Annotated in this window: 18 protein-coding genes; 1 reads left to right on the top strand and 17 read right to left on the bottom strand. The window is 37.0% G+C overall.

Features of this window, described 5'->3' with window-relative positions:
• Positions 1–33: 33 nt before the first annotated feature.
• The 4 genes from dld to lldP form a co-directional block, all read right to left on the bottom strand.
• The gene (dld, locus tag AC1PJP_RS09220; protein ID WP_479766863.1) at positions 34–1,740 is read right to left on the bottom strand and encodes a D-lactate dehydrogenase; all 1,707 of its coding nucleotides are present in this window, start codon (positions 1,738–1,740) and stop codon (positions 34–36) included.
• A gap of 297 nt (positions 1,741–2,037) precedes the next feature.
• Entirely contained in the window at positions 2,038–3,189 is a 1,152-nt protein-coding gene (gene lldD, locus AC1PJP_RS09215) for an FMN-dependent L-lactate dehydrogenase LldD (protein ID WP_014208065.1), read from the bottom strand.
• Entirely contained in the window at positions 3,186–3,938 is a 753-nt protein-coding gene (gene lldR, locus AC1PJP_RS09210; RefSeq protein WP_002120807.1) for a transcriptional regulator LldR, read from the bottom strand. Before lldR ends, lldD begins: the two co-directional genes overlap by 4 nt.
• Before the next feature lie 19 nt (positions 3,939–3,957).
• Positions 3,958–5,625: an L-lactate permease gene (lldP, locus tag AC1PJP_RS09205; protein ID WP_171067784.1), complete on the bottom strand. Its 1,668-nt coding sequence runs from the start codon at positions 5,623–5,625 to the stop codon at positions 3,958–3,960.
• A gap of 375 nt (positions 5,626–6,000) precedes the next feature.
• On the opposite strand from lldP, the gene AC1PJP_RS09200 reads away from it, so the two are divergent.
• The gene (locus AC1PJP_RS09200; protein WP_479766862.1) at positions 6,001–7,371 is read left to right on the top strand and encodes a phosphohexomutase domain-containing protein; all 1,371 of its coding nucleotides are present in this window, start codon (positions 6,001–6,003) and stop codon (positions 7,369–7,371) included.
• A gap of 45 nt (positions 7,372–7,416) precedes the next feature.
• Here AC1PJP_RS09200 and galE read toward each other — a convergent pair whose 3' ends face one another.
• The 13 genes from galE to AC1PJP_RS09135 all read right to left on the bottom strand — a co-directional run bounded on the left by galE (position 7,417) and on the right by AC1PJP_RS09135 (position 22,859).
• Positions 7,417–8,433: a UDP-glucose 4-epimerase GalE gene (galE, locus tag AC1PJP_RS09195; protein ID WP_479766861.1), complete on the bottom strand. Its 1,017-nt coding sequence runs from the start codon at positions 8,431–8,433 to the stop codon at positions 7,417–7,419.
• Positions 8,426–10,096 (bottom strand): glucose-6-phosphate isomerase, encoded by a 1,671-nt coding sequence (gene pgi / locus AC1PJP_RS09190; protein WP_479766860.1) that lies wholly within the window; start codon positions 10,094–10,096, stop codon positions 8,426–8,428. The genes galE and pgi overlap by 8 nt, the downstream gene beginning before the upstream one ends.
• Positions 10,093–11,355: a nucleotide sugar dehydrogenase gene (locus AC1PJP_RS09185; RefSeq protein ID WP_416718178.1), complete on the bottom strand. Its 1,263-nt coding sequence runs from the start codon at positions 11,353–11,355 to the stop codon at positions 10,093–10,095. The genes pgi and AC1PJP_RS09185 overlap by 4 nt, the downstream gene beginning before the upstream one ends.
• A gap of 117 nt (positions 11,356–11,472) precedes the next feature.
• The gene (galU, locus tag AC1PJP_RS09180; protein ID WP_111856301.1) at positions 11,473–12,348 is read right to left on the bottom strand and encodes a UTP--glucose-1-phosphate uridylyltransferase GalU; all 876 of its coding nucleotides are present in this window, start codon (positions 12,346–12,348) and stop codon (positions 11,473–11,475) included.
• A gap of 11 nt (positions 12,349–12,359) precedes the next feature.
• A complete protein-coding gene (locus AC1PJP_RS09175; protein ID WP_416707995.1) occupies positions 12,360–14,234 on the bottom strand; it encodes a polysaccharide biosynthesis protein in 1,875 nt (624 codons plus the stop codon).
• A gap of 142 nt (positions 14,235–14,376) precedes the next feature.
• On the bottom strand, positions 14,377–15,552 hold the full coding sequence (locus AC1PJP_RS09170; RefSeq protein WP_479766859.1) for a DegT/DnrJ/EryC1/StrS family aminotransferase: 1,176 nt from the start codon (positions 15,550–15,552) through the stop codon (positions 14,377–14,379).
• Between the two features lie 24 nt (positions 15,553–15,576).
• Complete coding sequence (locus AC1PJP_RS09165) at positions 15,577–16,236, bottom strand: acetyltransferase (protein ID WP_479766858.1); 660 nt, start codon at positions 16,234–16,236, stop codon at positions 15,577–15,579.
• On the bottom strand, positions 16,233–16,841 hold the full coding sequence (locus tag AC1PJP_RS09160) for a sugar transferase (protein WP_479766857.1): 609 nt from the start codon (positions 16,839–16,841) through the stop codon (positions 16,233–16,235). Before AC1PJP_RS09160 ends, AC1PJP_RS09165 begins: the two co-directional genes overlap by 4 nt.
• A gap of 1 nt (position 16,842) precedes the next feature.
• Positions 16,843–17,973 carry a glycosyltransferase family 4 protein gene (locus AC1PJP_RS09155; protein WP_479766856.1) on the bottom strand — a complete coding sequence of 377 codons (1,131 nt, stop codon included), beginning with the start codon at positions 17,971–17,973 and terminating at the stop codon, positions 16,843–16,845.
• Positions 17,973–19,073: an O-antigen ligase family protein gene (locus tag AC1PJP_RS09150; RefSeq protein WP_479766855.1), complete on the bottom strand. Its 1,101-nt coding sequence runs from the start codon at positions 19,071–19,073 to the stop codon at positions 17,973–17,975. Before AC1PJP_RS09150 ends, AC1PJP_RS09155 begins: the two co-directional genes overlap by 1 nt.
• Positions 19,074–20,351, bottom strand: coding sequence for a glycosyltransferase family protein (locus AC1PJP_RS09145; protein ID WP_479766854.1), 1,278 nt, complete (start codon positions 20,349–20,351; stop codon positions 19,074–19,076).
• A 23-nt stretch (positions 20,352–20,374) separates the two neighbouring features.
• Positions 20,375–21,445 carry a non-hydrolyzing UDP-N-acetylglucosamine 2-epimerase gene (gene wecB, locus AC1PJP_RS09140; RefSeq protein ID WP_479766853.1) on the bottom strand — a complete coding sequence of 357 codons (1,071 nt, stop codon included), beginning with the start codon at positions 21,443–21,445 and terminating at the stop codon, positions 20,375–20,377.
• Between the two features lies 1 nt (position 21,446).
• Positions 21,447–22,859 carry an oligosaccharide flippase family protein gene (locus AC1PJP_RS09135; RefSeq protein WP_479766852.1) on the bottom strand — a complete coding sequence of 471 codons (1,413 nt, stop codon included), beginning with the start codon at positions 22,857–22,859 and terminating at the stop codon, positions 21,447–21,449.
• Between the last annotated feature and the right edge of the window lies 1 nt (position 22,860).

Below are 22,860 nucleotides of genomic sequence, written 5' to 3'. Positions count from 1 at the left end.
AGGCGCTTCGGCGCCTTTTTTAATGTCTCGATATTACGATTTAGCTTTGCCCCAATATTTCAGTTTTGAGGTATGTCCAATCCCCACATTAAAGCTATTGGTTGGGTCAAGTTTTTGATAGAAGTTGGCTAAAGCAGGCTTGGCAATGTAGAGATGCCCAACATTATGCTCTGCTGGATATTCAGCACGGCGCGCATCGAGTAATTTCCACATTTGATGTTCCATTTCTAAAGGGTCATGGCCCTTTTTAAGAATATAGTCTTGATGGAATACATGACAAAAGAAATGCCCATAATAGAGTTTATGGAGGATTTTATTTTCCATTTCGCTAGGCAGTTGCTCTACCCACTCACGGTCATTACGACGTAACGCAATATCAAGCGCCACAATATCTTCAACTTCACTATGATGCGTATCACGATAACGAATTGCCGCCCCTGCAATCGCAAAACGGTGTAAGAAGGCCTTTCGTCCTTCTTCTTCGCTACATACGAAATAGTGACCTGACTGATGTACTGCAAAATATTCTTTTAAAAACTGCTCGGTCTGAGCTTTTGAATTATTTTCAACACGTAGCACTAAATGGTGCTCATAACGATCTCGATATTCGGTCATACGCTTCGGTAAATGACTCGGTAAAAAGAAGGTAATCGCCTGCAAAATATGGTCTGTTAAGCCTTTAATTTTAAATCGTTCTAAAAAGCCATCGACTTTATCTTTCATCGCAAAAGCTTTTGGAACATTGGCTGTGCCAAATTTCTCAATAAACAAAAACGTGTCTTTCCCGTACTTTTCGCCAATTAAATAAGCATCTCGGTGAATATATTCACCTGCAATCGGCAAGCTTGGTAGTGAGGTGAGTAAATAACGGCGAATCGCTGTTAAATCATTGGCATCATTAGTACCAATATAAAAGACATTACTTTCTACTTTTTCATAGGTATCAAGGCGCACGGCAAATACACAAACTTTACCCGCCGAACCCGAAGCCTCAAACAAACGTGACGGATCTGCATTAAAACGTGCAGGCGTATCTTCATCGACTTGAGTCACATCATGGGCATAGCGATGGTCCGATGCCTGTTTTTCGCTATCATCTAAAATATCTACGGCTTGATATTTCTGCTTCTCTAATCGAGTCAAAATTTCTTCAGGAGTCGAACCTAAATTCACCCCTAAATGATTCACCAATTCTAATTGACCAGCAGCATTCACCTGAGCATATAACGCCAGTTCAGTATACGCAGGACCACGGCGTACCAAAGCACCACCAGAGTTATTACACACCCCACCCAGTACCGATGCTCCAATACACGATGAACCAATTACTGAATGTGGCTCGCGATCATAGCCTTTTAAAATTTGCTCTAAATTGTCTAAGGTCGCGCCGGGTAAGCAGATCACTTGCTTGCCGTCATGAATGACCTGAATGCCCTTTAATCTACGCGTACTCATGACTAAAACAGGACGATCATAATCATCACCATATGGGGTTGAACCACCTGTAAGTCCTGTATTGGCTGCCTGCATAATCACAATACAGTCTGCCTCAATTGCAGCTTGTAGCACCTGCCATTGCTCTAACAATGTGCCTGGCACCACTACAGCAAGCACTTTCCCCTCACCAAAACGACGACCTTGACGGTACTGACGCGTACTTTGGTCATCGGTCAAAACATGCGAACGCCCTACAATGTTTTGTAAACGTTCGATCACTACTTGAGGAGAAAATGTTTGCATGATGGTTTCCTTTTGGTCATCCATTTATCAAATTAGACCAACACGACGGTATCTTACCGTTTGTAATTTATAATTTAATTAGCTGATTCTCTAATGTGAATCAGCCCTATATTTACTATCGTGGTTGGCGGCAGGGATGTCGCCGTTTCGATGCGGTAGCAAGGACGTACCGTCATCGAAACAAAGGTTTTTGGTTACTTTTAACCTTTCAAAAGTAACCAATGCCTGTGCGTAAAACATTAGCAAATCACCAAATTTTGAGGCTGTGCTTATTGCTTCACTTAATAAAGTTATTTCTTAAAAACTCTGTTTCATCGCCTGTACTAAACAATCCGCGTTAATATCCGAAATCGACTTAGCACCCGTCAGCGTCATCGCAACACGCATTTCTTTATCAATCAAATCAAGCAAGTTCGACACCCCTTGCCCACCAGCTGCTGCCAAGGCATACACAAATGCACGGCCAAGTAAAACCGTATCGGCACCGAGCGCCAACATACGCACCACATCTAGGCCATTACGAATGCCTGAGTCAGCCAAAATAGCCAAATCACCTTTTACCGCATCAGCGATTGCAGGCAACGCACGAGCAGAAGACATCACGCCATCTAACTGACGACCACCGTGATTCGACACCACAATACCGTCAGCACCAAAACGCACAGCATCTTTGGCATCTTCAGGGTCTAAAATACCCTTAATTACCATTGGGCCATCCCAAAATTCACGAATCCACTCAAGGTCTTTCCATGAAATCGATGGGTCAAAGTTCGAGCCTAACCAGCCAATATAGTCTTCAAGCCCAGTCGGTTTACCTAAATATTTAGAGATATTACCCAAGTCATGCGGACGCCCCATTAAGCCGACATTCCACGACCAATGTGGATGGAACATAGACTGCATATAGCGGCGCATCGCAGCATTTGGTCCGCTCATCCCCGAATGGGCATCACGGTAACGTGCACCTGGCACAGGCATATCTACAGTAAACACAAGTGTTGAACAGCCAGCTGCTTTTGCTCGTTCCAAGGCATTACGCATAAAACCACGGTCGCGTAATACATAAAGTTGGAACCACATTGGGCGGTTAATTGCAGGTGCAACTTCTTCAATCGGACATACCGAAACCGTTGAAAGCGTAAATGGAATGCCCTTTTTGTCGGCTGCCATCGCGGCTTGCACTTCGCCGCGGCGTGCATACATACCTGTTAAACCAACCGGTGCCAACGCAACTGGCATCGACAATGTTTCATTAAACAGTTTTGTCTCTAAACTTAACGCTGACATGTCATTCAGCACACGTTGACGCAATGCAATTTCTGACAAATCTTGTACGTTACGCTTTAAGGTATATTCCGAATACGCTCCACCATCAATGTAGTGAAATAAAAATGGAGGTAAGCGACGTTGTGCCGCAGCACGATAATCATTGCCAGAAGAAATAATCATTTTGAATCAACTCTATTTAAACGATTTGCACGTTTCTGGCGAGCTTCGTCTTCATCCAGAGAACGCACATGATTAATCACAAATTCAATATGACCGCAGACAGCTTGGCGTGCGGCCTCGGGATCTTTACGATCAATAGCATCCATCACCTGAAAATGCTGCTCGCTCAGCAAGTCACCATTGACTGGGTCGTTATAAACTTTTTTACGCCCTAACAAGACGTTGTATTGCAGCAAATCAAACAAGCTGCGCATCATTTGAATCAGCACCACATTGTGAGATGCTTCAGCAATTGCTAAGTGAAATTCGGCATCTGCCACAGCAGCCTGTGCTGAGTCACCTGCATTTTGATGGCGACTAATTTCATTAAAATAATGATGGATTTTGGCGCGATCTTCAGGCGTTGAGCGCAATGCGGCATACCATGCCGTGCCGCCCTCAAGCAATAACCGCGCCTCTTGTACATCAAAACGGTAGAGTGGATCTTCTTCAATCAGGTTACTAATTGGGTTCACAATGAGTTGCTGTGGCCACTGTTCAGGTAATTGCTGAATATAAGTCCCATCGCCACGGCGGCTACTGAGCACCCCTTGACTATTGAGCTGTTGAATTGCTTCACGCAAAGACGGACGAGAAACTCCTAAACTTGTTGCAAGCTGGCGTTCGGCAGGCAAACGGTCACCTTTTTTCATGTGACGCTCTTCAATTAATGCCTGCAATTTCATGACCACTTGATCGGAGATTCTCATCGCGTTTCCTTCACTGGAGTTATGGAATCATCCACGGAACCAGATAAGCCTGAACCGTAATAATGATGCCAACAAAGACAGTGAATATGATGCTATGTTTTACCGTGAAACGGAACAAGTCAGATTCTTTTCCAACTAAGCCTACCGCTGCACACGCAATCGCAATCGACTGCGGAGAAATCATCTTACCTGTCACACCACCACTGGTATTGGCAGCCACCAATAACACTTCTGGAATACCAATTTGCTGAGCCGTAGTCGCCTGTAGTGCCGAGAACAAAGCATTTGAAGATGTATCTGAACCCGTAAGGAACACACCCAGCCAGCCCAAAAATGGCGAGAAGAAAGTAAACGCATGACCCGTATGCGATAGAGCCAAAGCTAAAGTTGCAGATAAACCTGAATAGTTCGCAATGAAAGCAAACGCCAACACCATACCAATCGAGTAAATCGGTGTTTTCAACTCATTGATTGTTTCACCAAAAGTCGTTACTGCCTCACTTGCTTTCATTTTCAAGAAAATAGCAGTGATGATTGCAGCAATAAAAATTGCCGTACCTGTTGCAGAGAACCAGTCAAACTTATAAATCGCTTCGTATGGCTTCATCTCTGCCACAATCGGTGGCATTTTTTCGACCAATTTATGCAAGTACGGTACTTCAAGTTTAAAAATCCAGTGCTCAAGAGCACCATCTTTTGCAAATAATGCTTTAAATGGCTTAACACTCCAGATGGTCACCATGACTGTTAAGATGGCAAATGGAGACCATGCCTTAGCAATTTTCCCAATACTGTAACGTTGAACCGTTGTAGGTTGCTGAATTAGAGTTTGGCCAGCTTCAGGTTCAAAGCGGAAAATATGTTTTGGTTTCCAGAAACGGAACAACACAGTCAGGCTGACCAATGAAGCAATTGCAGCAGTAATGTCTGGTAATTCAGGGCCAATAAAGTTAGATGTAAGATATTGGGCAATCGCAAAAGCGCCACCACCCACTAATACAGCAGGCCAAGTTTCTTTAACACCACGCCAACCATCCATAATCGCCATGATCCAAAACAGTACGATCAGCGTTAAAAACGGCAACTGACGACCAACCATCTGGCTAATTTCCATAGTGTCTACACCAGAAACCTGCCCCGCCACAATAATTGGAATACCCATTGCACCAAATGCCACTGGCGCGGTATTTACAATCAAGCATAAACCAGCAGCGTAAAGTGGCTTAAAGCCTAAACCTACAAGGAGTGCAGCCGTAATTGCGACAGGAGCACCAAAACCTGCTGCTCCTTCTAAGAAAGTACCAAAAGCAAAACCAACCAATAACATTTGTAGACGTTGGTCTTCGGTAATTGACAAAATGCTTGAGCGAATAACTTCAAACTGTCCCGTTTTTACCGAAATTTTGTATAGAAAAACTGCCCCAATAATGATCCATGAAATTGGCCATAGACCATAGAAGAAACCGTAAATGATTGACGCAAAGGCCATTTGACCCGGCATTTGATAGAAAAAGAGAGCAATCAATAATGCAATAATGACTGTGCCCGTACCCGCGATACTGCCTTTTAAACGAAAAACTGCTAATGCCAAAAAGAAGAAAATAATCGGGATTAATGCAACCGCGCTGGACAGCCAAATATTATTTAAAGGGTCATAAAGTTGTTGCCACATATTGAGCATTGTCATCTCCTTGAAATGCCGGGGCGAATTTTTGTACCTTAAATTCTTAAACATTTAACACAATTGGTATGACCAATTAAAAATTAAGTGCAAATGTTGTTCCTTAAACCACAGATCGCATCATAAACACAGATATTAGCAAGATCAATCATTAAATAACCACCACAATTGGTATGACCAATAGTGATGAGTAAAATCAAGCTATTTCGAGCTTTTGGTTTTATTTATTAGACTAAAGTCGTAAAAAAATATTCTTATAAATTTAAATCTGAACTACAGAAATGAAGCGTAAAACTTGAATATAAAAACTATAAACATAACCATTTATTAAGAAATGTATAATAATGCTCAAAACTTAATTCATTTGTATTGAACTGAATAATGACTACTTTAACGTGTTTTAAAGCTTATGATATCCGAGGCAAACTCGGCACCGAATTGAATGAAGAAATCGCTTATAAAATTGGCCGCGCTTACGGGCAAATCTATAAACCAAAGACTGTAGTTGTAGGTTGTGATATTCGTCTAAGCAGTGAAGATTTAAAACAAGCGACCATCCGTGGTTTAAATGATGCGGGTGTGAATGTTCTTGATTTGGGCATGACGGGTACCGAAGAAGTTTACTTCGCTGCTTTCCACTTAGATGTGCAGGGTGGTATCGAAGTTACTGCTAGCCATAATCCAATGGACTATAACGGCATGAAATTAGTTCGAGAAAATGCTCGTCCAATTAGTGCAGATACTGGTTTAAAAGAAATTCAGGCTTTAGCAGAAACCAATAACTTTGAAGAAGTTAGTCAAAAAGGCACAACTCAAAGTTATAACATTTTACCTGAGTTCGTTGATCACTTAATCACCTACATTGAACCAGCAAAAATCCGCCCACTTAAGTTAGTGGTAAACGCGGGTAATGGGGCTGCTGGTCATGTGATTGATGCCATTGAAGAAAAATTTAAAGCGCTTAACGTACCAATTGAATTTATTAAAATTCACCATGAAGCAGATGGTACTTTCCCAAACGGAATTCCTAACCCAATTTTAATTGAAAACCGTGACAGCACTCGACATGCTGTAATTGAGCATAAAGCAGATATGGGAATTGCCTGGGACGGTGACTTTGACCGCTGTTTCTTATTTGATGAAAAGGGACAGTTCATTGAAGGCTACTATATTGTTGGTCTATTGGCTCAAGCTTTCTTGATTAAGCAATCAGGCGAGAAAATTGTGCATGACCCGCGTTTAGTCTGGAACACATTTGATATCGTAGATGAATATAAAGGTGTTGCTGTACAGTCAAAATCTGGTCATGCATTCATTAAAGACGTGATGCGTGAACACAATGCCGTATATGGCGGAGAAATGAGTGCACATCACTATTTCCGTGACTTTGCTTACTGCGACAGCGGCATGATTCCTTGGTTACTCACTGTTGCCCTACTCTCTGAAACAGGAAAATCTCTTTCAACGCTCGTTGAAAATATGATTACCAAGTTTCCTTGTAGTGGTGAAATCAACTTTAAAGTGGCTGATACACAAATCACTATTCAAAAGATTTTCGATTTCTATGCCGAGCAAAACCCAGAAATTGACCGTACCGATGGTGTAAGTCTAGACTTTGGTGCATGGCGCTTTAATGTACGCGCTTCAAATACTGAACCTTTGCTACGTCTTAACATTGAAAGCCGTGCAGATCGCCAAGCTCAGCCAATGCAACATTATGTAGATGAATTGACTGGGTTGATTCAGAACTAATTCATAATAAAAAAAGGAGCAATAAGCTCCTTTTTTTATTAGTATTTAATTATATCCATTAGGATTCTGCTTCTGCCAATTCCAACTATCTTTGAGCATATCTTCTAAGCCATATTGCGGTTGCCAATCTAACTCAGCAACTGCACGGCTATTGTCTGCAAAAGATGTTGCAACATCGCCAGCTCGACGTGCTACAAACTCAAAGGCTACGGGTATGCCATTAACTTGTTCAAAGGTATCTTTGACTTGCAAAACAGATGAACCATTACCTGTACCGATATTCCATGCTCGGCAACCTTTCGACTGTAAACGGTTATTTAAAGCACACAAATGTGCATTCGCTAAGTCAACCACATGAATATAGTCACGCACACCAGTACCATCTACCGTGTCATAGTCATTACCATAAATAGACAGCTTCTCACGGCGGCCAACAGCAACTTGAGTCACATAAGGCATTAAATTATTTGGAATACCTTGTGGATCTTCACCAATACGTCCACTCTTATGTGCACCTACTGGATTAAAATAACGAAGTAATGCGATTGACCACTCTGGATTAGAAGCCGACAACTTTTGCAATAATTGCTCAACAATCAACTTAGTGTAACCATAGTTATTACTCGGTATACCTGTTGGCATGTCTTCATTTAATGGCGATATATTAGCCTCGTCATATACTGTTGCAGAAGAGCTAAATACAAGTGCATAAACACCAGCCTTTTTCATCGAGTTAACCAGTTGAATACTACCCGCAATATTATTATCAAAATAAATCAGCGGTTTTTCTTGGCTTTCACCTACTGCTTTTAAACCTGCGAAATGAATAACAGCATCAATTGAATGATTTTCGAAAACACGATCAAGTTCATCTGCATTACGAATATCACCATGTATAAAAGTTAAACTTTTTTGGGCGATATCTTGAACTCTATTTAAAGATTCTTCTGAACTATTCGAAAGATTATCAAAAACGATAACTTCATGACCAGCCTGTAAAAGCTCAACACAAGTATGTGAACCAATATAACCTGCGCCACCAGTGACTAGGATTTTAGCCATCTACTTTTCCTAACAATATTTTAATTAATCCGCGCGTTGATGCATCAAGTGTTGAAAGATCATTTTGAACACCGTTTAAAATCGGAAGTAACTGATCAGCAATCTGCTTACCTTTCTCAACTCCCCACTGATCAAATGGATTAATATTCCAGATCACAGACTGCACAAAGACTTTATGCTCGTATAAAGCAATCAACATTCCTAAACTGTAGGGGTTTAATTCTTTCAATAATAATGTAGAACTGGGTTGATTACCTTCATATTGCTTATAAATTGGTAAATTCTCTAATTCAGCTGAGTCTAGAGCTTCATTACCAAAGGCTAATAATCTTGATTGCGCTAAACAGTTTGAAAGTGCAAGATGATGTTGTTCAACGAGAGCTTCTGCATTTTCAACATAGGTAAAATGATCTGAATTATAACGTTGAATTGGCGCAATAAAATCACAGCTTACTGCTTGTGAACCTTGATGTAACAACTGATAGAAAGCATGCTGGGCATTGGGACCAACCTCGCCCCATATAATAGGGCAAGTATCAAGCTCAACTTTTAAACCATTACGTTGCACCGACTTACCGTTAGACTCCATTTCTAGTTGTTGCAAATAAGCTGCAAAATATTTTAATCGCCCATCATAGGGTAATACTGCATGGGTCTGAATATTTAAAAAGTTATTATTCCAGATTCCTAATAATGCCATCAAAACCGGAATGTTTTGATCAAAACTCGTATTTTGAAAATGCTCATCGACGGCATGAGCACCTGCTAAAAGTTGCTGGAAGCCTTCCACACCAATCGTCAAAGCAATAGGTAAACCGATACAAGACCATAGAGAATAACGCCCACCTACCCAGTCCCACAGTAGTAACTGGTTTTCAGGCGCAATTCCCCATTCAGACATTTTGTCAGATTTTGTAGATACACCAATAAAGTGACTTTTTAATACACGAGCATGTGTTCCTAATGCCTTTTCAAGCCACTGACGAACTGTTTGTGCATTTGATAAGGTATCAATCGTACCAAAAGATTTAGATGAAATAATAAACAAAGTTGTTTCAGGACGAAGTTGATGGAGTAACTCAGATAACTGACTACCATCCATCGTAGACACAAAGTGAATATTCAAAGGTTTAGCCGTTTTTACCTTAAAATCAGATAAAGCATGCGTGACCATTTGTGGTCCTAAATCAGACCCCCCCACCCCAATATTAACAACATCTTGAATCACCTCACCAGTTGAACCCCGATATTGCCCTGCATGGATTTTTTCCACTAAGGTATACATGCGTTGTAACTGGCTATGAACTTGCTCTGTTAAATCTGCAAACTTCGAATAGTCAACGGGCAAACGTAGTGCCCAATGCATTGCCTCACGTTGCTCAGTGCAGTTAATTTTATTTTGTGAAAAAAGGCGATTAATCCATTCGGTTAAATTTTTAGTATTTGCAAGAGCTACTAATTGTCCCAAAATATCTTTGGTTAAGCGGTGCTTACTATAATCAAAAAATAATTGATCAAATTTTACAGAATAATTTTGAAAACGATCTGGCTCTAAAGCAAATAACTCTTTTATATGTAATTTTGAGTTTTTTTCACCTAGAGTTTGAAGATGAGCTAAAGGTGAAGCTAATTCCTTTGGAAATTGCTCAATTGATTTACTCATAAGCGCCCTACTCCTTCATAAGCAAAACCTTTTGCCTTTACATACGCAGGATCATAAATATTACGTCCATCTAAAATTAAAGGATGCTTCATTAACTGTTGTAGTTGCTTAAAGTCAGGACTCCAATATTGCTTCCATGCCGTGACTAGGCATAGCGCATGAGAATCCCGTACCGCCTCATATTGGTCCGTACATAAAATTAAATCTTCACGATGCCCATAAGTTACAGCTATTTCATCTAAAGCTTGAGGGTCATGCAGACGTACTATTACCCCCTGTGCCCATAATGCGGCTAATAAAATATGAATCGGTGAGTTATGTATATTCGAAGTATTTTCTTTAAAAGAAGCTCCCCAAATCGCAACTGTTTTACCATTTAGGCTACAGTGATAATAATTCCATAACTTACGAAATAAAATTTCTTTCTGCTGCTCATTAATCGCCCAAACCTGTTCCAAAAGTCGACTTTTTGTTCCAGTCTCAGACACAGTACTCGAAAGTGTTAAAATATCATGCGAAAAGTTCTCACCGCCAAATCCGACACCCGGCGATAAATATGCAGCACCAATACGTGTGTCAGCAGCGATACCATGCTTTACATTCGCAATATCAATACCTAACTTTTCAGCCACCATAGCCAAGTCATTCATATAACTAATGCGGGTAGCCAACATGCCTGAAATACTCAGTTTGGTGAACTCAGCATCTAAAATCGGCATAAATAAATATTGATAACTAAATTGGAAAAAAGGGCGCAATAACTCTTGCATGGTTTCACTTGCATCCCTAGATTCAACACCAACAATGACATGTTTTACATTTAATACACTGTTGATAGCATTACCTTCCTGAATCACATCAGGAAAATAAACCCACTCATCTTTTGGTAAATGCTGTTTTAATTTCTCTGTACCATGCAAACCAAAAGTAGAGCCATTAATCATTAATCGCGGATGAACAATAGGTCGTTCGCTCAACTTCTCAACTGTTTTTAATGCAAGTTCAATTTGTGTTGGACTAAAACAGAATAAATAAACTTCAATATCTAAAGGAATCTGAGAAAAAGGGCTCTCTTTTAAAAAACCCGCTTTTCGCTGCTTATTTAAATAATTATTTACGTCTTGATCTTGATACGAAAGTACAGAAATATTTTCTTCACAGGTGACACTTGTACACCAGTAAATTTGATTACCATATTCAGCTAATAACGCTGCCATCACACCGGCATGTAACGTTGTTCCAAATACTGCGATTTTCATTGCACACCTGATTTTTTCGTATTTTATAGATTTCTCTTCCCATTACAGGAAGAGAATATACTGCCCAGCTACTATCTTCAGTAGTTTTTACAAATACTTAAGCAGAACTACAAAACTTTATAATTTAAGTTCTTGAATCAGCTGTTTAAATTCCAATCCTAACTTAGGGTGTGCAACCCCATAGTGTAGTACAGCTTTCAAATAACCGAGCTTACTGCCACAGTCAAAAGTTTGGCCTTGCATCCGATAGGCTTCAACAGTATCTGTTTCTTGAAGCATCGCAATTGCATCAGTTAACTGAATTTCATTGCCCGCGCCTTTCGGAGTATTTTCTAAAAGCTGCATAATCTTAGCAGGTAAAATATAACGGCCCACCACAGATAAATTAGAAGGTGCAGAACCTATCGCAGGCTTTTCGATAATTCCCTGCATAGCAATACTTTCACCCTCATTTGGGCTCTGCTTTACATCAACAATTCCATACTGATCTACAAGATGGTCTGGTACTGCCTCAACCATGATTTGAGCAGCTTGACTCGATTCATAGCGTGAAATCATACGCGATAAATCGTTTTTTCCTGAGTTATCTTGAACCAACACATCTGGCAACAACACAGCAAAATCATCTTGTCCAACAATACTTTTTGCACATAAAACAGCATGCCCCAACCCCAAAGGTTGGGGTTGTCTTACACTTACCACACTTACATGAGATGGAATAATCTGCGTAATTTCTTCAAGTAAATCGAACTTTTTCTTTTGCTCTAGAGTCGTTTCTAGTTCAAAGTTTCGATCAAAATAATTTTCAATTGATGCCTTAGATGAATGAGTTACCAAAATAATTTGCTCAATTCCAGCCTCTACAGCTTCACGCACTACATATTCAATTGCAGGACGATCAACCACTGTAACCATTTCTTTGGGAATTGACTTACTTGCTGGTAAAAAACGTGTACCTAATCCAGCTACAGGTAAAACTGCCTTTTTAATCACACATTCACTCTCTAATTAACCATAATATCTTTACTACGTTTATAACCATCAACATAGTGTTCGAGTTGACAAAGAGCCCAATCAATATCTTTTTGAACAGCAGTCATATTATTAACTCGATCAAAAACTTCTTGAATTTCAGTGAGTGGGTAGAATTTTTCAAATGATCGAAGAATTCTACTGTGCTCGGTATATTCAGTATTTTCTTGATCAATTAATAATTCTTCGTAAAGTTTTTCTCCTGGGCGTAATCCACTATAGTGAATTTCGATATCCCCTTGAACTGAGTCTTTTTCACGAACAGTTAAGCCACTTAAAGAAATCATTTGTCGAGCTAAATCCTGAATACGAACAGGCTCACCCATATCAAGTAAAAAGACATCTCCACCTTTGCCTAACGCACCAGCTTGAATAACCAACTGAGATGCTTCAGGAATAGTCATGAAGTAGCGCGTTACATCAGGGTGAGTCACAGTAATCGGACCACCTTTTGCGATCTGATGTTTAAATAACGGCACTACAGAACCCGAAGATCCTAATACATTACCAAAACGTACAATACTAATTTGAGTTTGCTTTTGAGCTTCAGCCATAGCTTGACAATAAAGTTCGGCCATGCGTTTTGAGGCGCCCATAACATTGGTTGGACGTACAGCTTTATCAGTCGAGATGAGAACAAACGTCTCCACACCTTTTTTCACAGCTGCATTTAAACTATTCGCTGTACCAATCGCATTATTCTTTAATCCTGCAATTGGATTACATTCTACTAAAGGTACATGTTTATAAGCCGCGGCATGATAAACAGTTTGTACGCTGTATTGCTCAATAATACGCTCTAATTTTTGTTGATCCTGAACAGTACCTAAAATTGGAACAATTTCACATTGAGCGGTTAGACGTAATTCTCTATCAATACTGTAAAGCGCAAATTCGGTAATTTCATAAATAATCAACATTTTAGGCTGATTTTTAATAATTTGTCGACACAACTCCGAGCCAATTGAACCACCGGCACCAGTTACCATCACAATTTTATTATGAATATTTTTTGCAAGTAAATGATCTACAGGGGGTACTGGGTCACGTCCCAATAAATCAACAATGTCTACTTCACGAATATCAGCAACTTTTAGCTCACCATCAACCAACTGAGTAAGGCCAGGAAGTTCAGTAATTTTAAGATGTGCAGGTTCTAACTGTTGGATAATTTCACTTTTACGTACACGCCCAACGGAAGGTAATGCTAGTAAAATCTCATCTGTTCTATATTTTCCAAAACGTTGTAACGCTTTCTCTAAAGATAGTACTTTTAAACCGCCAACCATATGGTCTTGCAAAGAACTGTTATCATCAATGAAAAATACAGGTAAATGGTTGCCAGAACGGTAAAGCACAGCTGCAATTTGCTGACCAGCATCACCAGCACCATAAATTGCTATGCGCTTAGGTTCTTCACCAGTTTGTAATGAAGCTTTTACAATAAAACGAATGAATGCACGGCTGCACCAAACCCAACCAAACATTAAAAAGCCAAACATCAAAGGAATTGACGTCGGAACAAACGCTGCTGAGAATGCATTTAGGCTATATAAAACAATTACCATCAGAGCAACAGCAAGCGCTAATTTTGCAATAAAGGCTTCGTTAAAAGTACGAACAATGAAGCGATATACCCCTGTTACCATTAAACTTAAAATAGCAATGATCGTAACAATGGCTACTCCATAGTTAATGCCTGGGATAACTTCAGCACCTAAATCAAACAGTCGAATGGCATAACATAACCACAAAATAACAGGAAACGCAAAAAGGTCTATAAGAACCAAAAAACATTGTTTGGTGAGTCTTGGGGCAGACGCAAACTGATAAATAATCTTTTTCACAATACTCTTCTAATCGTTCTAGTAACCGTGCGATATTTATACTTACTTCTTGTATAACTAGAAATAAATTTTACGCAGCGGTTACATAACTTTAAATCAGATCATAATTCAAAATAAAGCTATGTGAATAGCTTCACATTTTTTATGATTGTATAGCTTTACTAACCGTATTAATTGCACTAACTGTTTTTTCTATACTTTCTTGACTTAAAGTCGGATGCACCAAAAACATCAAGCTTGTATCACCTAATTGCTGTGCATTTTCCAAACGTTTTTCTGGACGCCATGAGGTACCATCGAAAGCGTGTTCTAAATAAACTTCCGAACAAGAGCCACTAAAGCAAGGCACATCTTGAGCATTAATTTCTTGCATTATACGATCACGTGACCAACCTTCTGGTAACGTCTCTAAATTCACTTGGACATAGCATTTATAATGTGCATGGACATAATCATCTGAAGGAATGTGAACATTAAAGTAAGGGGAATCTTCAAACGCTTTTAAAATCTTTCCTGCATTTTCAGTACGCTTTTGTGTCCATTCAGTCATACGTGTTAACTGAATTCGGCCAATAACTGCTTGCATTTCCATCATACGCCAGTTAGTACCAAATGAATCATGCAACCAGCGGAAACCTGGAGGATGTTGTTTATTATAAATACTATCGTAGCTTTTACCATGGTCTTTGTATGACCACATTTTTTTCCAAAGTGTCTCATCATTGGTGGTGACCATACCGCCTTCACCACCAGTTGTCATAATTTTATCTTGGCAAAAAGACCAAGCGGAAATATGTCCGATTGAACCTGCTGCTTTACCTTTATATTTTGCACCATGGGCCTGTGCACAATCCTCAATTACATATAGACCATGCTCAGCGGCAAGTTGCATAATCGGATCCATATCGCACATCCAACCTGCTAAATGTACACAAATTATCGCTTTCGTATTTGGTGTAATGACAGCTTCGATAGTACGTCGTGAAATATTCTGAGAATCTAATTCTACATCGGCAAAAACAGGATTAGCACCTGCAGTTACAATGGAACTTGCTGAAGCAAGAAAAGTACGGGACGTCACAATAACATCATCGCCGGCACCAATGTCTAAAGCTTTTAATGCAACATCCAACGCAACAGTTCCATTTGCCAAAGCTACCGCATATTTTGTACCAGAAAACTCAGCAAATTCCTTTTCAAAAATTCTACATTCTTGTCCAGTCCAATAATTTACTTTATTTGATAGTAATACATTTTTGACTGCGTCAGCTTCTTCTGTTGTAAAACTTGGCCATGGTTCAAATGCAGTATTTAACATTTTTATTTCCTATTTAAATATGTCTTACTTTCTTTCTAAAATTCTTGCAGGGTTACCGACAACAGTTACACCTGCTGGTACACTTTTAGTTACTACTGCACCCATACCAACAATAGCACCCTTACCAATCACTAAAGGTTTATCGGGTGTCCCTTGCTTTATGGATGCTCCAGCACCAATGTAGGCATGATCTTCAATATGAATGTTGCCATTACATTTAACACCTGGTGCAAAAGTTACATAGTCGCCAATCACACAGTCATGCTCAACATAGCTGTATAAATTAGCATGAAAACATTTACCAATTTTTATGTTTGATGTAATTGAAACGAAAGGACTTAAGGCTGCACCTTCACTCATTTCAACATTATCCATGATTACTGTGTTATCAGCTTGTACAGACCAAAGTTTAATACCATCAGCAATCAACCGATTTGCGATTTTTTCACGAATCTGACTATTTGCAATCGCAATTAAGACGTATTTATAAGAGCAATCTATTGATTTAAAAGATTGATAGTTTAAAGCTCTATGGCCATTTACTACCTTTTCTTCTTGTAAACTATCATCAATAAAATAAATCTCAGCCGCAATACCATGACGTTGAAGCTGTTGTCTTGCAACAGGCATCAAACTACGGCCACAACCCGAAGCACCATAAATAGCATAGACTTGGTTGTTCATTTATCTGCTTCCGACTTTGAACCTGTAAATTTCGTCATAGTCGCCTCGCCAGCTTCATTAATATCATCTTTAGCGATTACTTTTTTTATGGTTTGTAGCATAATTTTAAAATCTAACCAAAGCGATCTGTTTTCCACGTACCATGTATCGAGTTTAAATTTTTCATCCCAACTAATTGCATTACGCCCATTAACCTGAGCATGACCAGTCATTCCTGGACGTAGATCATGACGCTTCGCCTGTTCTTTATTATAAAGCGGCAAGTATTCCATCAGTAAAGGTCTTGGACCTACAATACTCATATCACCTTTAATCACGTTCCAAAGCTCAGGCATTTCATCCAAACTGCTTGAACGAAGCATTTTACCAAATGGCGTTAGACGCTCACTATCAGGTAAAGGATTACCCTGTGCATCTGTCGCATCTTTCATTGTTCGAAACTTAATCATTTCAAATGGCTCACCATTTAAACCTGGACGAACTTGGCGAAACAAGACTGGAGAACCTAAATTCTTTTTTACCTTATAAGCAACATAGAAATATAATGGTGAGAGTAGAATTAAGGCAATAGTTGCAATAATAATATCCACAAAACGTTTTAACATTTTATAGTCCTAAGATATCCATCAGTTTCTGATTCACTTTATTAGCATCAAATTTTTCGATTGCTATTTTATGACTAGCTTCACCCATTACTTGGATTTTTTCAGGATGTTCAATGAAGTAAATCATTTTCTCAGCTAACTTTTCAGGGTTCCATCGAGGTACAATAAAACCATTAACTCCATCTATAACTGTTTCGCGACAGCCTGGTACATCAGTAGTAATTACTGCTCGTCCGATTGCCATCGCCTCTTGTGTGCTTCTTGGCACACCTTCACGATAAGATGGCAAAACAAAAACATCACTTTTTACAATCCACTCCTGAATATTGTTAACATGTCCAGGATATTCAATTATTCCAACTTGTTTTAAATTACTAACTTCATCTTCAGATAAAGCTCCTAAATTACTTTTATCAACAGCACCTAATACAGTAAATGTAGTATTAGAATATTTTTGTTTTACCAGCTTAATAGCTGCAATAAAATCATGAATACCCTTCTCTTTTAATAAACGGCCTATAAATAAGAATTTAAGATTGACTGGTACTTTAGAAATAGGTCTAAAAGGATAATTTTCTAAATTTAAACCAATTCCACCTAAAATATTAACTGCTTTTACATGAAGGTTATATTTTTCTAAAAGGTCCACGGGATCATCGGGATTAAGAAAAATAAGCTGATCTAGATAAGGAAAAGCAATTCTATATAAAAATATCTGAAGATTACGTATAAGTTTAGTTTTAGGTGATAAACCTTCAGGTTGATCAGTGAATGTATAACCCAATCCTTCTAGCATACCAATAATTTTAGGCACTTTAGCCCATTTAGCAGCCAAGGTTCCAAAAATTACAGGTTTAGTAAAATAAGAAAATACTATATTTGGCGAAATTTCCTTAATTTTTTTTGCGAGCACATACGTTGCTTTAATATCTGCTAATGGATTTAGCCCACCTCTATTTAAATCATAGGTTACAGGAATAGCACCTAAACTTTTTATCTTCCGTAAATCAGATTCTGAATATTCTGAAGTAAAGGCATATACAATATGACCTTTTTTGTGTAATTCGCGAATTAAGTCTGCCCGAAAGCCATAAAAGCTACTAGCTACGGTACCTATTAAAACAATCTGCATTACATTGCCCCCTTTTTATATTTATTCAGTAGAGACATCTGATAAAAACAAGCTAATAAAATCCAGAAAATTACTGTTCGAGCACCAAAAGTTGAGAAACTATACATTAAGGGCACTAAAAATAGTATTTTTTGATAAATATTTAAATTTTTAAAAATATTTATTAAAAAAAACAAGAATAAAGATATACCAATTATACCGTAATAAAAAAAGATACCTGCCCAAGTTGAATGAATTTCAACCGGAGAGTTAAATCTCATATCCAACCCTTGCCCAGCACCAAATAGTAGATATTCTTTAAAGTTAAGAATACGTGTATAGCCGCGTACGTCCGACTGCTCGCCGATATCAGCTTCAGAAAATCTCTCAACAACAGATTGAATATAACTAATATGTAATAAATACTCAGAAGAAATCATTAAAACTAAAGACACAACAAGCACCAAGCTCATAAAAACTAAAACTGAGTTTTTATTTCCACGCCAATACAAAAATAATAAACTAGAAACCAGCATAAAAACCCCCAAAATAGCAGAGCGAGATTGAGTAAAAAGTATTAATGCAAGTGCAAAAAACAAAGTCAAAGAAAATAAATAGATATTTTTTATATATAGGCATGCTATCGTAGTAACACATAAAACAAAGAAGGCCATTTGGTTTGGATCATTAAAATAACCATTATAGCGAGGGTAAAACTTATACTCACCGAAACCAAAAAACCACAACAAAAACAACATAATTAAAATTAAAAAAACAAAATATGGAATTTTTTTTACTAGATTAATATTTTCATTATTTAAAAAAGAAACTAATGAGAACATTATTAATAAATCAAAAGTTAAATTTAAAGGATAACTAAAAAAACTTGTATCTTGATAATATAATGAATATACTAAATTCACTATAAGCACGTATACAAAAAAAGGCATCGTTAATAAAAATAATTTACGATCAACATAAAAGCCTTTCTTATATATTAAGAAAAAAAAGACAAATAAAAGTAAGAAAAAGTGCGAAGGCTGCAGGCTTCCACTGGAAAATATGTAAAAAGGTGTAGTAAAAATTCCTAGTATTAGGAAAATTTTAGAAAATTTTTCCATTTAAGTACCTATTTTACTCAAACGCTTTTGCTCGATAAATTGATGAATTTTATTGACCTGCTCATCTCTACCAGCAATTTTTTCTAGAAAAGCTTGATCTTTGGAATTAGAAAAATACATTTCGTTCATTTTCAATGTTTCAATAAAATCTAGTAAATCAACAAATAATCCTGAACTCTTTATCAATTGTACAGATTCAAAATCTTCTCTGGGCCCAATGGTTATTATTGGGTTACCTAATCCAATTAATTCAAATATTTTCCCGGGCATTACGCCTTTTGCATCTGGTTCAGCAGATTCTAAAAATAAATTAAAATTACTTGCCTTTAAAACACCTAACATTTCATTACGTGGCAATGGAGCGTGAAATGAGCAATATTTTTCAGCATTATTTGCTTTAACAATCTCCTCTAAATTAGCCAAATAATGTCCAAAAAAATGAAGATTAACTTTATCAGTTAAATTTGATTTATTAATTAATAATAAAAGCTCAGTTGGATCTCTTCTACCCTTATAAATATTTCCCGCATATACAACATGTATTTTAGTTTTATCTTGAAAAAAAACTTCATTTTTTACAATAGAAGAAAATTCTGTGGGAACAAAACCATTTCGAACAATGAGTACATTCTTTTTATGAAAGTTTTTCATTTGCTCAGATAAATCATTTGAAACTGTAGTAATTACATCTGCTTTTGAAAGAAATTTTTTCTCAAAGAAACTATCAATTCTTTTTGAAAAAAAATTATATTCTACTAAATGATTAAGTGTCCATAAATCTCTAAAATCTGCTATCCATAGACAATCTTTATTTTGAGACTTGATATACCAACCTAGCCAATTTACACATGGGGGTAAACTAGATGTAATCAATACATCATATTGAACATTAGAGGTTTTTAAATATTGGATTGAATTATAGGCCCATAAAGTTCGATAATCTAACAATTGCCCAGTAAACTTCACTAGAATAGCTTTAATTTTTTTTAAAAACTCCCTCTTTTTATTATTTTTACTGCCAATAATTCCCTTTTTTTCTTGAATAACAGGTAATTCCTTATTAATCAAAGTACTTGGTATCTCAATAAAATTAGCTTTTTCTTTTAATTCTTGATATTTATCAAAATCTTTAATGGGTCCATCTATTTCCCGTTTTTTTGATGTAAGCACATCAACTTGATAACCCTTTTCTGAAAAAAAATCGATAAAATGATTTATTCTTTGTGAAGAAATTAAATCTAAAGGAGCGATATCATGCGCAGCGATTAAAATTTTCATGCCTGAATTGCCTATTGCTAATTTTATTGATGGTTAAAAGTAGATACAATAATATCTAGTATTTTTTTAGCAGTTTTCCCATCTCCATAAATGCCCGAGCTTTCTATTTTTTGGGAATCCGAGGCATTAATTCCATCAACAATAAGTTCGGCATCATAACCAACTAATTTATTAAATCCATGTTCTACCAATTCTACCCATTCGGTTTCTTCACGTAAAGTGATACAATATTTACTATGAAAATATGCTTCTTTTTGCACGCCCCCAGAATCTGTAACAATAAGATCGCTATTTACTTCTAACCATACCATTTCAAGATAGCCCACAGGGTCTACAATCCTAATATTATTTGGCACAATAATATTATGCTCTTTAATTTTATTAACAGTTCTAGGATGCAAAGGTAATATTATATTTTTATTGGAAGAACCTAATCCTTTAAATATATTTAAAAGTTTAAGCTCATCATCAGTATTTTCTGCACGATGAATTGTACATAATATAAAATTATTTAAATTAAGTGCATCAAACCAATTTGGTTTTACCATTCTTTCTTTATAATAAAGTGATACATCATACATAATATCCCCTACTATAAAAATTTTATTCTCATCCACACCTTCATGTAATAAATTATTTTTTGCTCCTAAACTTGGAACAAACAAACAATCACTCACTTGATCAGTTAAAATTCTATTAATTTCTTCTGGCATTTTTCTGTTAAAAGAACGTAAACCAGCTTCAATATGCGCAATAGGAACATGAAGTTTTACAGCTGATAAAGCACCGGCTAAAGTAGAATTTGTATCACCATAAACTAATACTAAATCAGGTTTTTCTTCCAATAAGATTTCTTCAATTTTCTCTAATTGCTGACCAGTCATCGCTCCATGGGTTTTTCCACCAGTTTGTAATTTATACTTAGGTAAAGGAATACCCATTTCTTCAAAAAAAATATCGGACATATTTTGATCATAATGTTGACCAGTATGCACAATCACTTCCTGCAGTCCATCATAATCAGCTATAACTCTAGAAAAAGCTGCTGCTTTAATAAATTGAGGTCTTGCACCTAATACTGTTAAAATTTTCATATTAAAAACCTTGTTTAATTTGCACTAAAAATTTCTTAAGTGTATTAAAAAAAATAAAGAAACCACCTATAAACAACAAAAACCACATTAAAAGAAATACTAGATAATTTTCTTTTAAACAAAACATGCTATATATTGAAGAAACCATTAAAATAGTGACAACTGTATAACTTTTTAAGACTGGAATCTTACGCCATACTAATTTTGAGAATTCTGTCCTTAAAATAAAAAAACACCAAAATGCAAAAGCAGTTGAAGCTGTAGCGCCTATAGCACCATACTTCGGCACCAATAAATAATTTCCTAAAAGATTAATTAACATTGCTCCAACCGATGCCAACATTGATAATTTAGTTTTTCGAGTTAGGGCAATACCTACAGCTGTAGTCTCTGAAAGAGTGTAAAACAAAGGGCCAAGTAAACACGTAGTAACTAAAAACTGAATAATTGAATATTGTTTAGGGAGTAGATAAGGAATAATCCAAGAAAATAATCCAGACAATACAATTAGAAAATAAATAATTACCAATATAATTTCAGAAATATTATCTATTTTTTTTAGGTCTACTGAATTTTCACTTTCCCATTTAAACACCATAGGTGACCAAATTGTATTAAAAATACCGGAGAGTATAGCTGCAACTGCAGCAATACTCATTGCAACTGAGTAGATACCTAGCTCTGTATAATTAGACATAGCTCTTAAAAAGAGCTTATCCATTACATTTAGTCCCCATGCAGCTAAACCACCTACAACTAGAGGCAATCCAAAAGCAAGCACTTTTCTTAACTGCCCGTTTTCAATTTTATATTTAAAAGTGGCAATTAAATCAGTTCTTGTATTCCATGAAAAAATTAAGAAAGCAAAAACTATTGATAATGCATTTGCAGTAAGCAAGTTGTATGTATCGCGAGAAAACTGTAGCCAAACCGTAAAAAGAATAAAAAATAAAAATAATATCTTAGGGAGCAATTGACTCATCGAAAAAGCTAATGCTCTTTCTTGCATACGAATAATTAAAGATAGAAACCTTGAAACAAGAGCAATAACAAAACAAATAATAGTTATTATACTTAAATACGTATCAGGAATATCATATAACCATAAAGCAATAATAGTAGAATCGTAAGATAAAACTACTATTAAGGATAAAACACTTAATAACAATCCTGGTAATAATGTGGTTTTAAACAACTGTGCTTTTTCTTTTGTGCTATGAAACTCTCTTACATAAGCCTGATCTAAGCCTAAGCAAAACAATAAAATAAAAAAACTAGTAAAAACTTGAAGCATTGAAACTCGGCCAACATCTTCAACTGAATAAAACCATGTGATAATTGGCAAAGTTATAAAGCCTAAAATACTGGAACCTATTGGACCAACTGCATAGCCTATTAACTTTTTGGTATCCATA

The organism is Acinetobacter sp. V116_7 (assembly GCF_056735735.1).
Note: the sequence above shows the minus strand (reverse complement) of the source record. Positions and strands in the feature narration are given on the sequence as shown.

Coding starts and splice junctions, on each gene's coding strand:
- dld (WP_479766863.1), bottom strand. CDS start 1,740: ATGCAAACATTTTCTCCTCAAGTAGTGATCGAACGTTTACAAAACATT.
- lldD (WP_014208065.1), bottom strand. CDS start 3,189: ATGATTATTTCTTCTGGCAATGATTATCGTGCTGCGGCACAACGTCGC.
- lldR (WP_002120807.1), bottom strand. CDS start 3,938: ATGAGAATCTCCGATCAAGTGGTCATGAAATTGCAGGCATTAATTGAA.
- lldP (WP_171067784.1), bottom strand. CDS start 5,625: ATGACAATGCTCAATATGTGGCAACAACTTTATGACCCTTTAAATAAT.
- AC1PJP_RS09200 (WP_479766862.1), top strand. CDS start 6,001: ATGACTACTTTAACGTGTTTTAAAGCTTATGATATCCGAGGCAAACTC.
- galE (WP_479766861.1), bottom strand. CDS start 8,433: ATGGCTAAAATCCTAGTCACTGGTGGCGCAGGTTATATTGGTTCACAT.
- pgi (WP_479766860.1), bottom strand. CDS start 10,096: ATGAGTAAATCAATTGAGCAATTTCCAAAGGAATTAGCTTCACCTTTA.
- AC1PJP_RS09185 (WP_416718178.1), bottom strand. CDS start 11,355: ATGAAAATCGCAGTATTTGGAACAACGTTACATGCCGGTGTGATGGCA.
- AC1PJP_RS09170 (WP_479766859.1), bottom strand. CDS start 15,552: ATGTTAAATACTGCATTTGAACCATGGCCAAGTTTTACAACAGAAGAA.
- AC1PJP_RS09165 (WP_479766858.1), bottom strand. CDS start 16,236: ATGAACAACCAAGTCTATGCTATTTATGGTGCTTCGGGTTGTGGCCGT.
- AC1PJP_RS09160 (WP_479766857.1), bottom strand. CDS start 16,841: ATGTTAAAACGTTTTGTGGATATTATTATTGCAACTATTGCCTTAATT.
- AC1PJP_RS09155 (WP_479766856.1), bottom strand. CDS start 17,973: ATGCAGATTGTTTTAATAGGTACCGTAGCTAGTAGCTTTTATGGCTTT.
- AC1PJP_RS09150 (WP_479766855.1), bottom strand. CDS start 19,073: ATGGAAAAATTTTCTAAAATTTTCCTAATACTAGGAATTTTTACTACA.
- AC1PJP_RS09145 (WP_479766854.1), bottom strand. CDS start 20,351: ATGAAAATTTTAATCGCTGCGCATGATATCGCTCCTTTAGATTTAATT.
- wecB (WP_479766853.1), bottom strand. CDS start 21,445: ATGAAAATTTTAACAGTATTAGGTGCAAGACCTCAATTTATTAAAGCA.
- AC1PJP_RS09135 (WP_479766852.1), bottom strand. CDS start 22,859: ATGGATACCAAAAAGTTAATAGGCTATGCAGTTGGTCCAATAGGTTCC.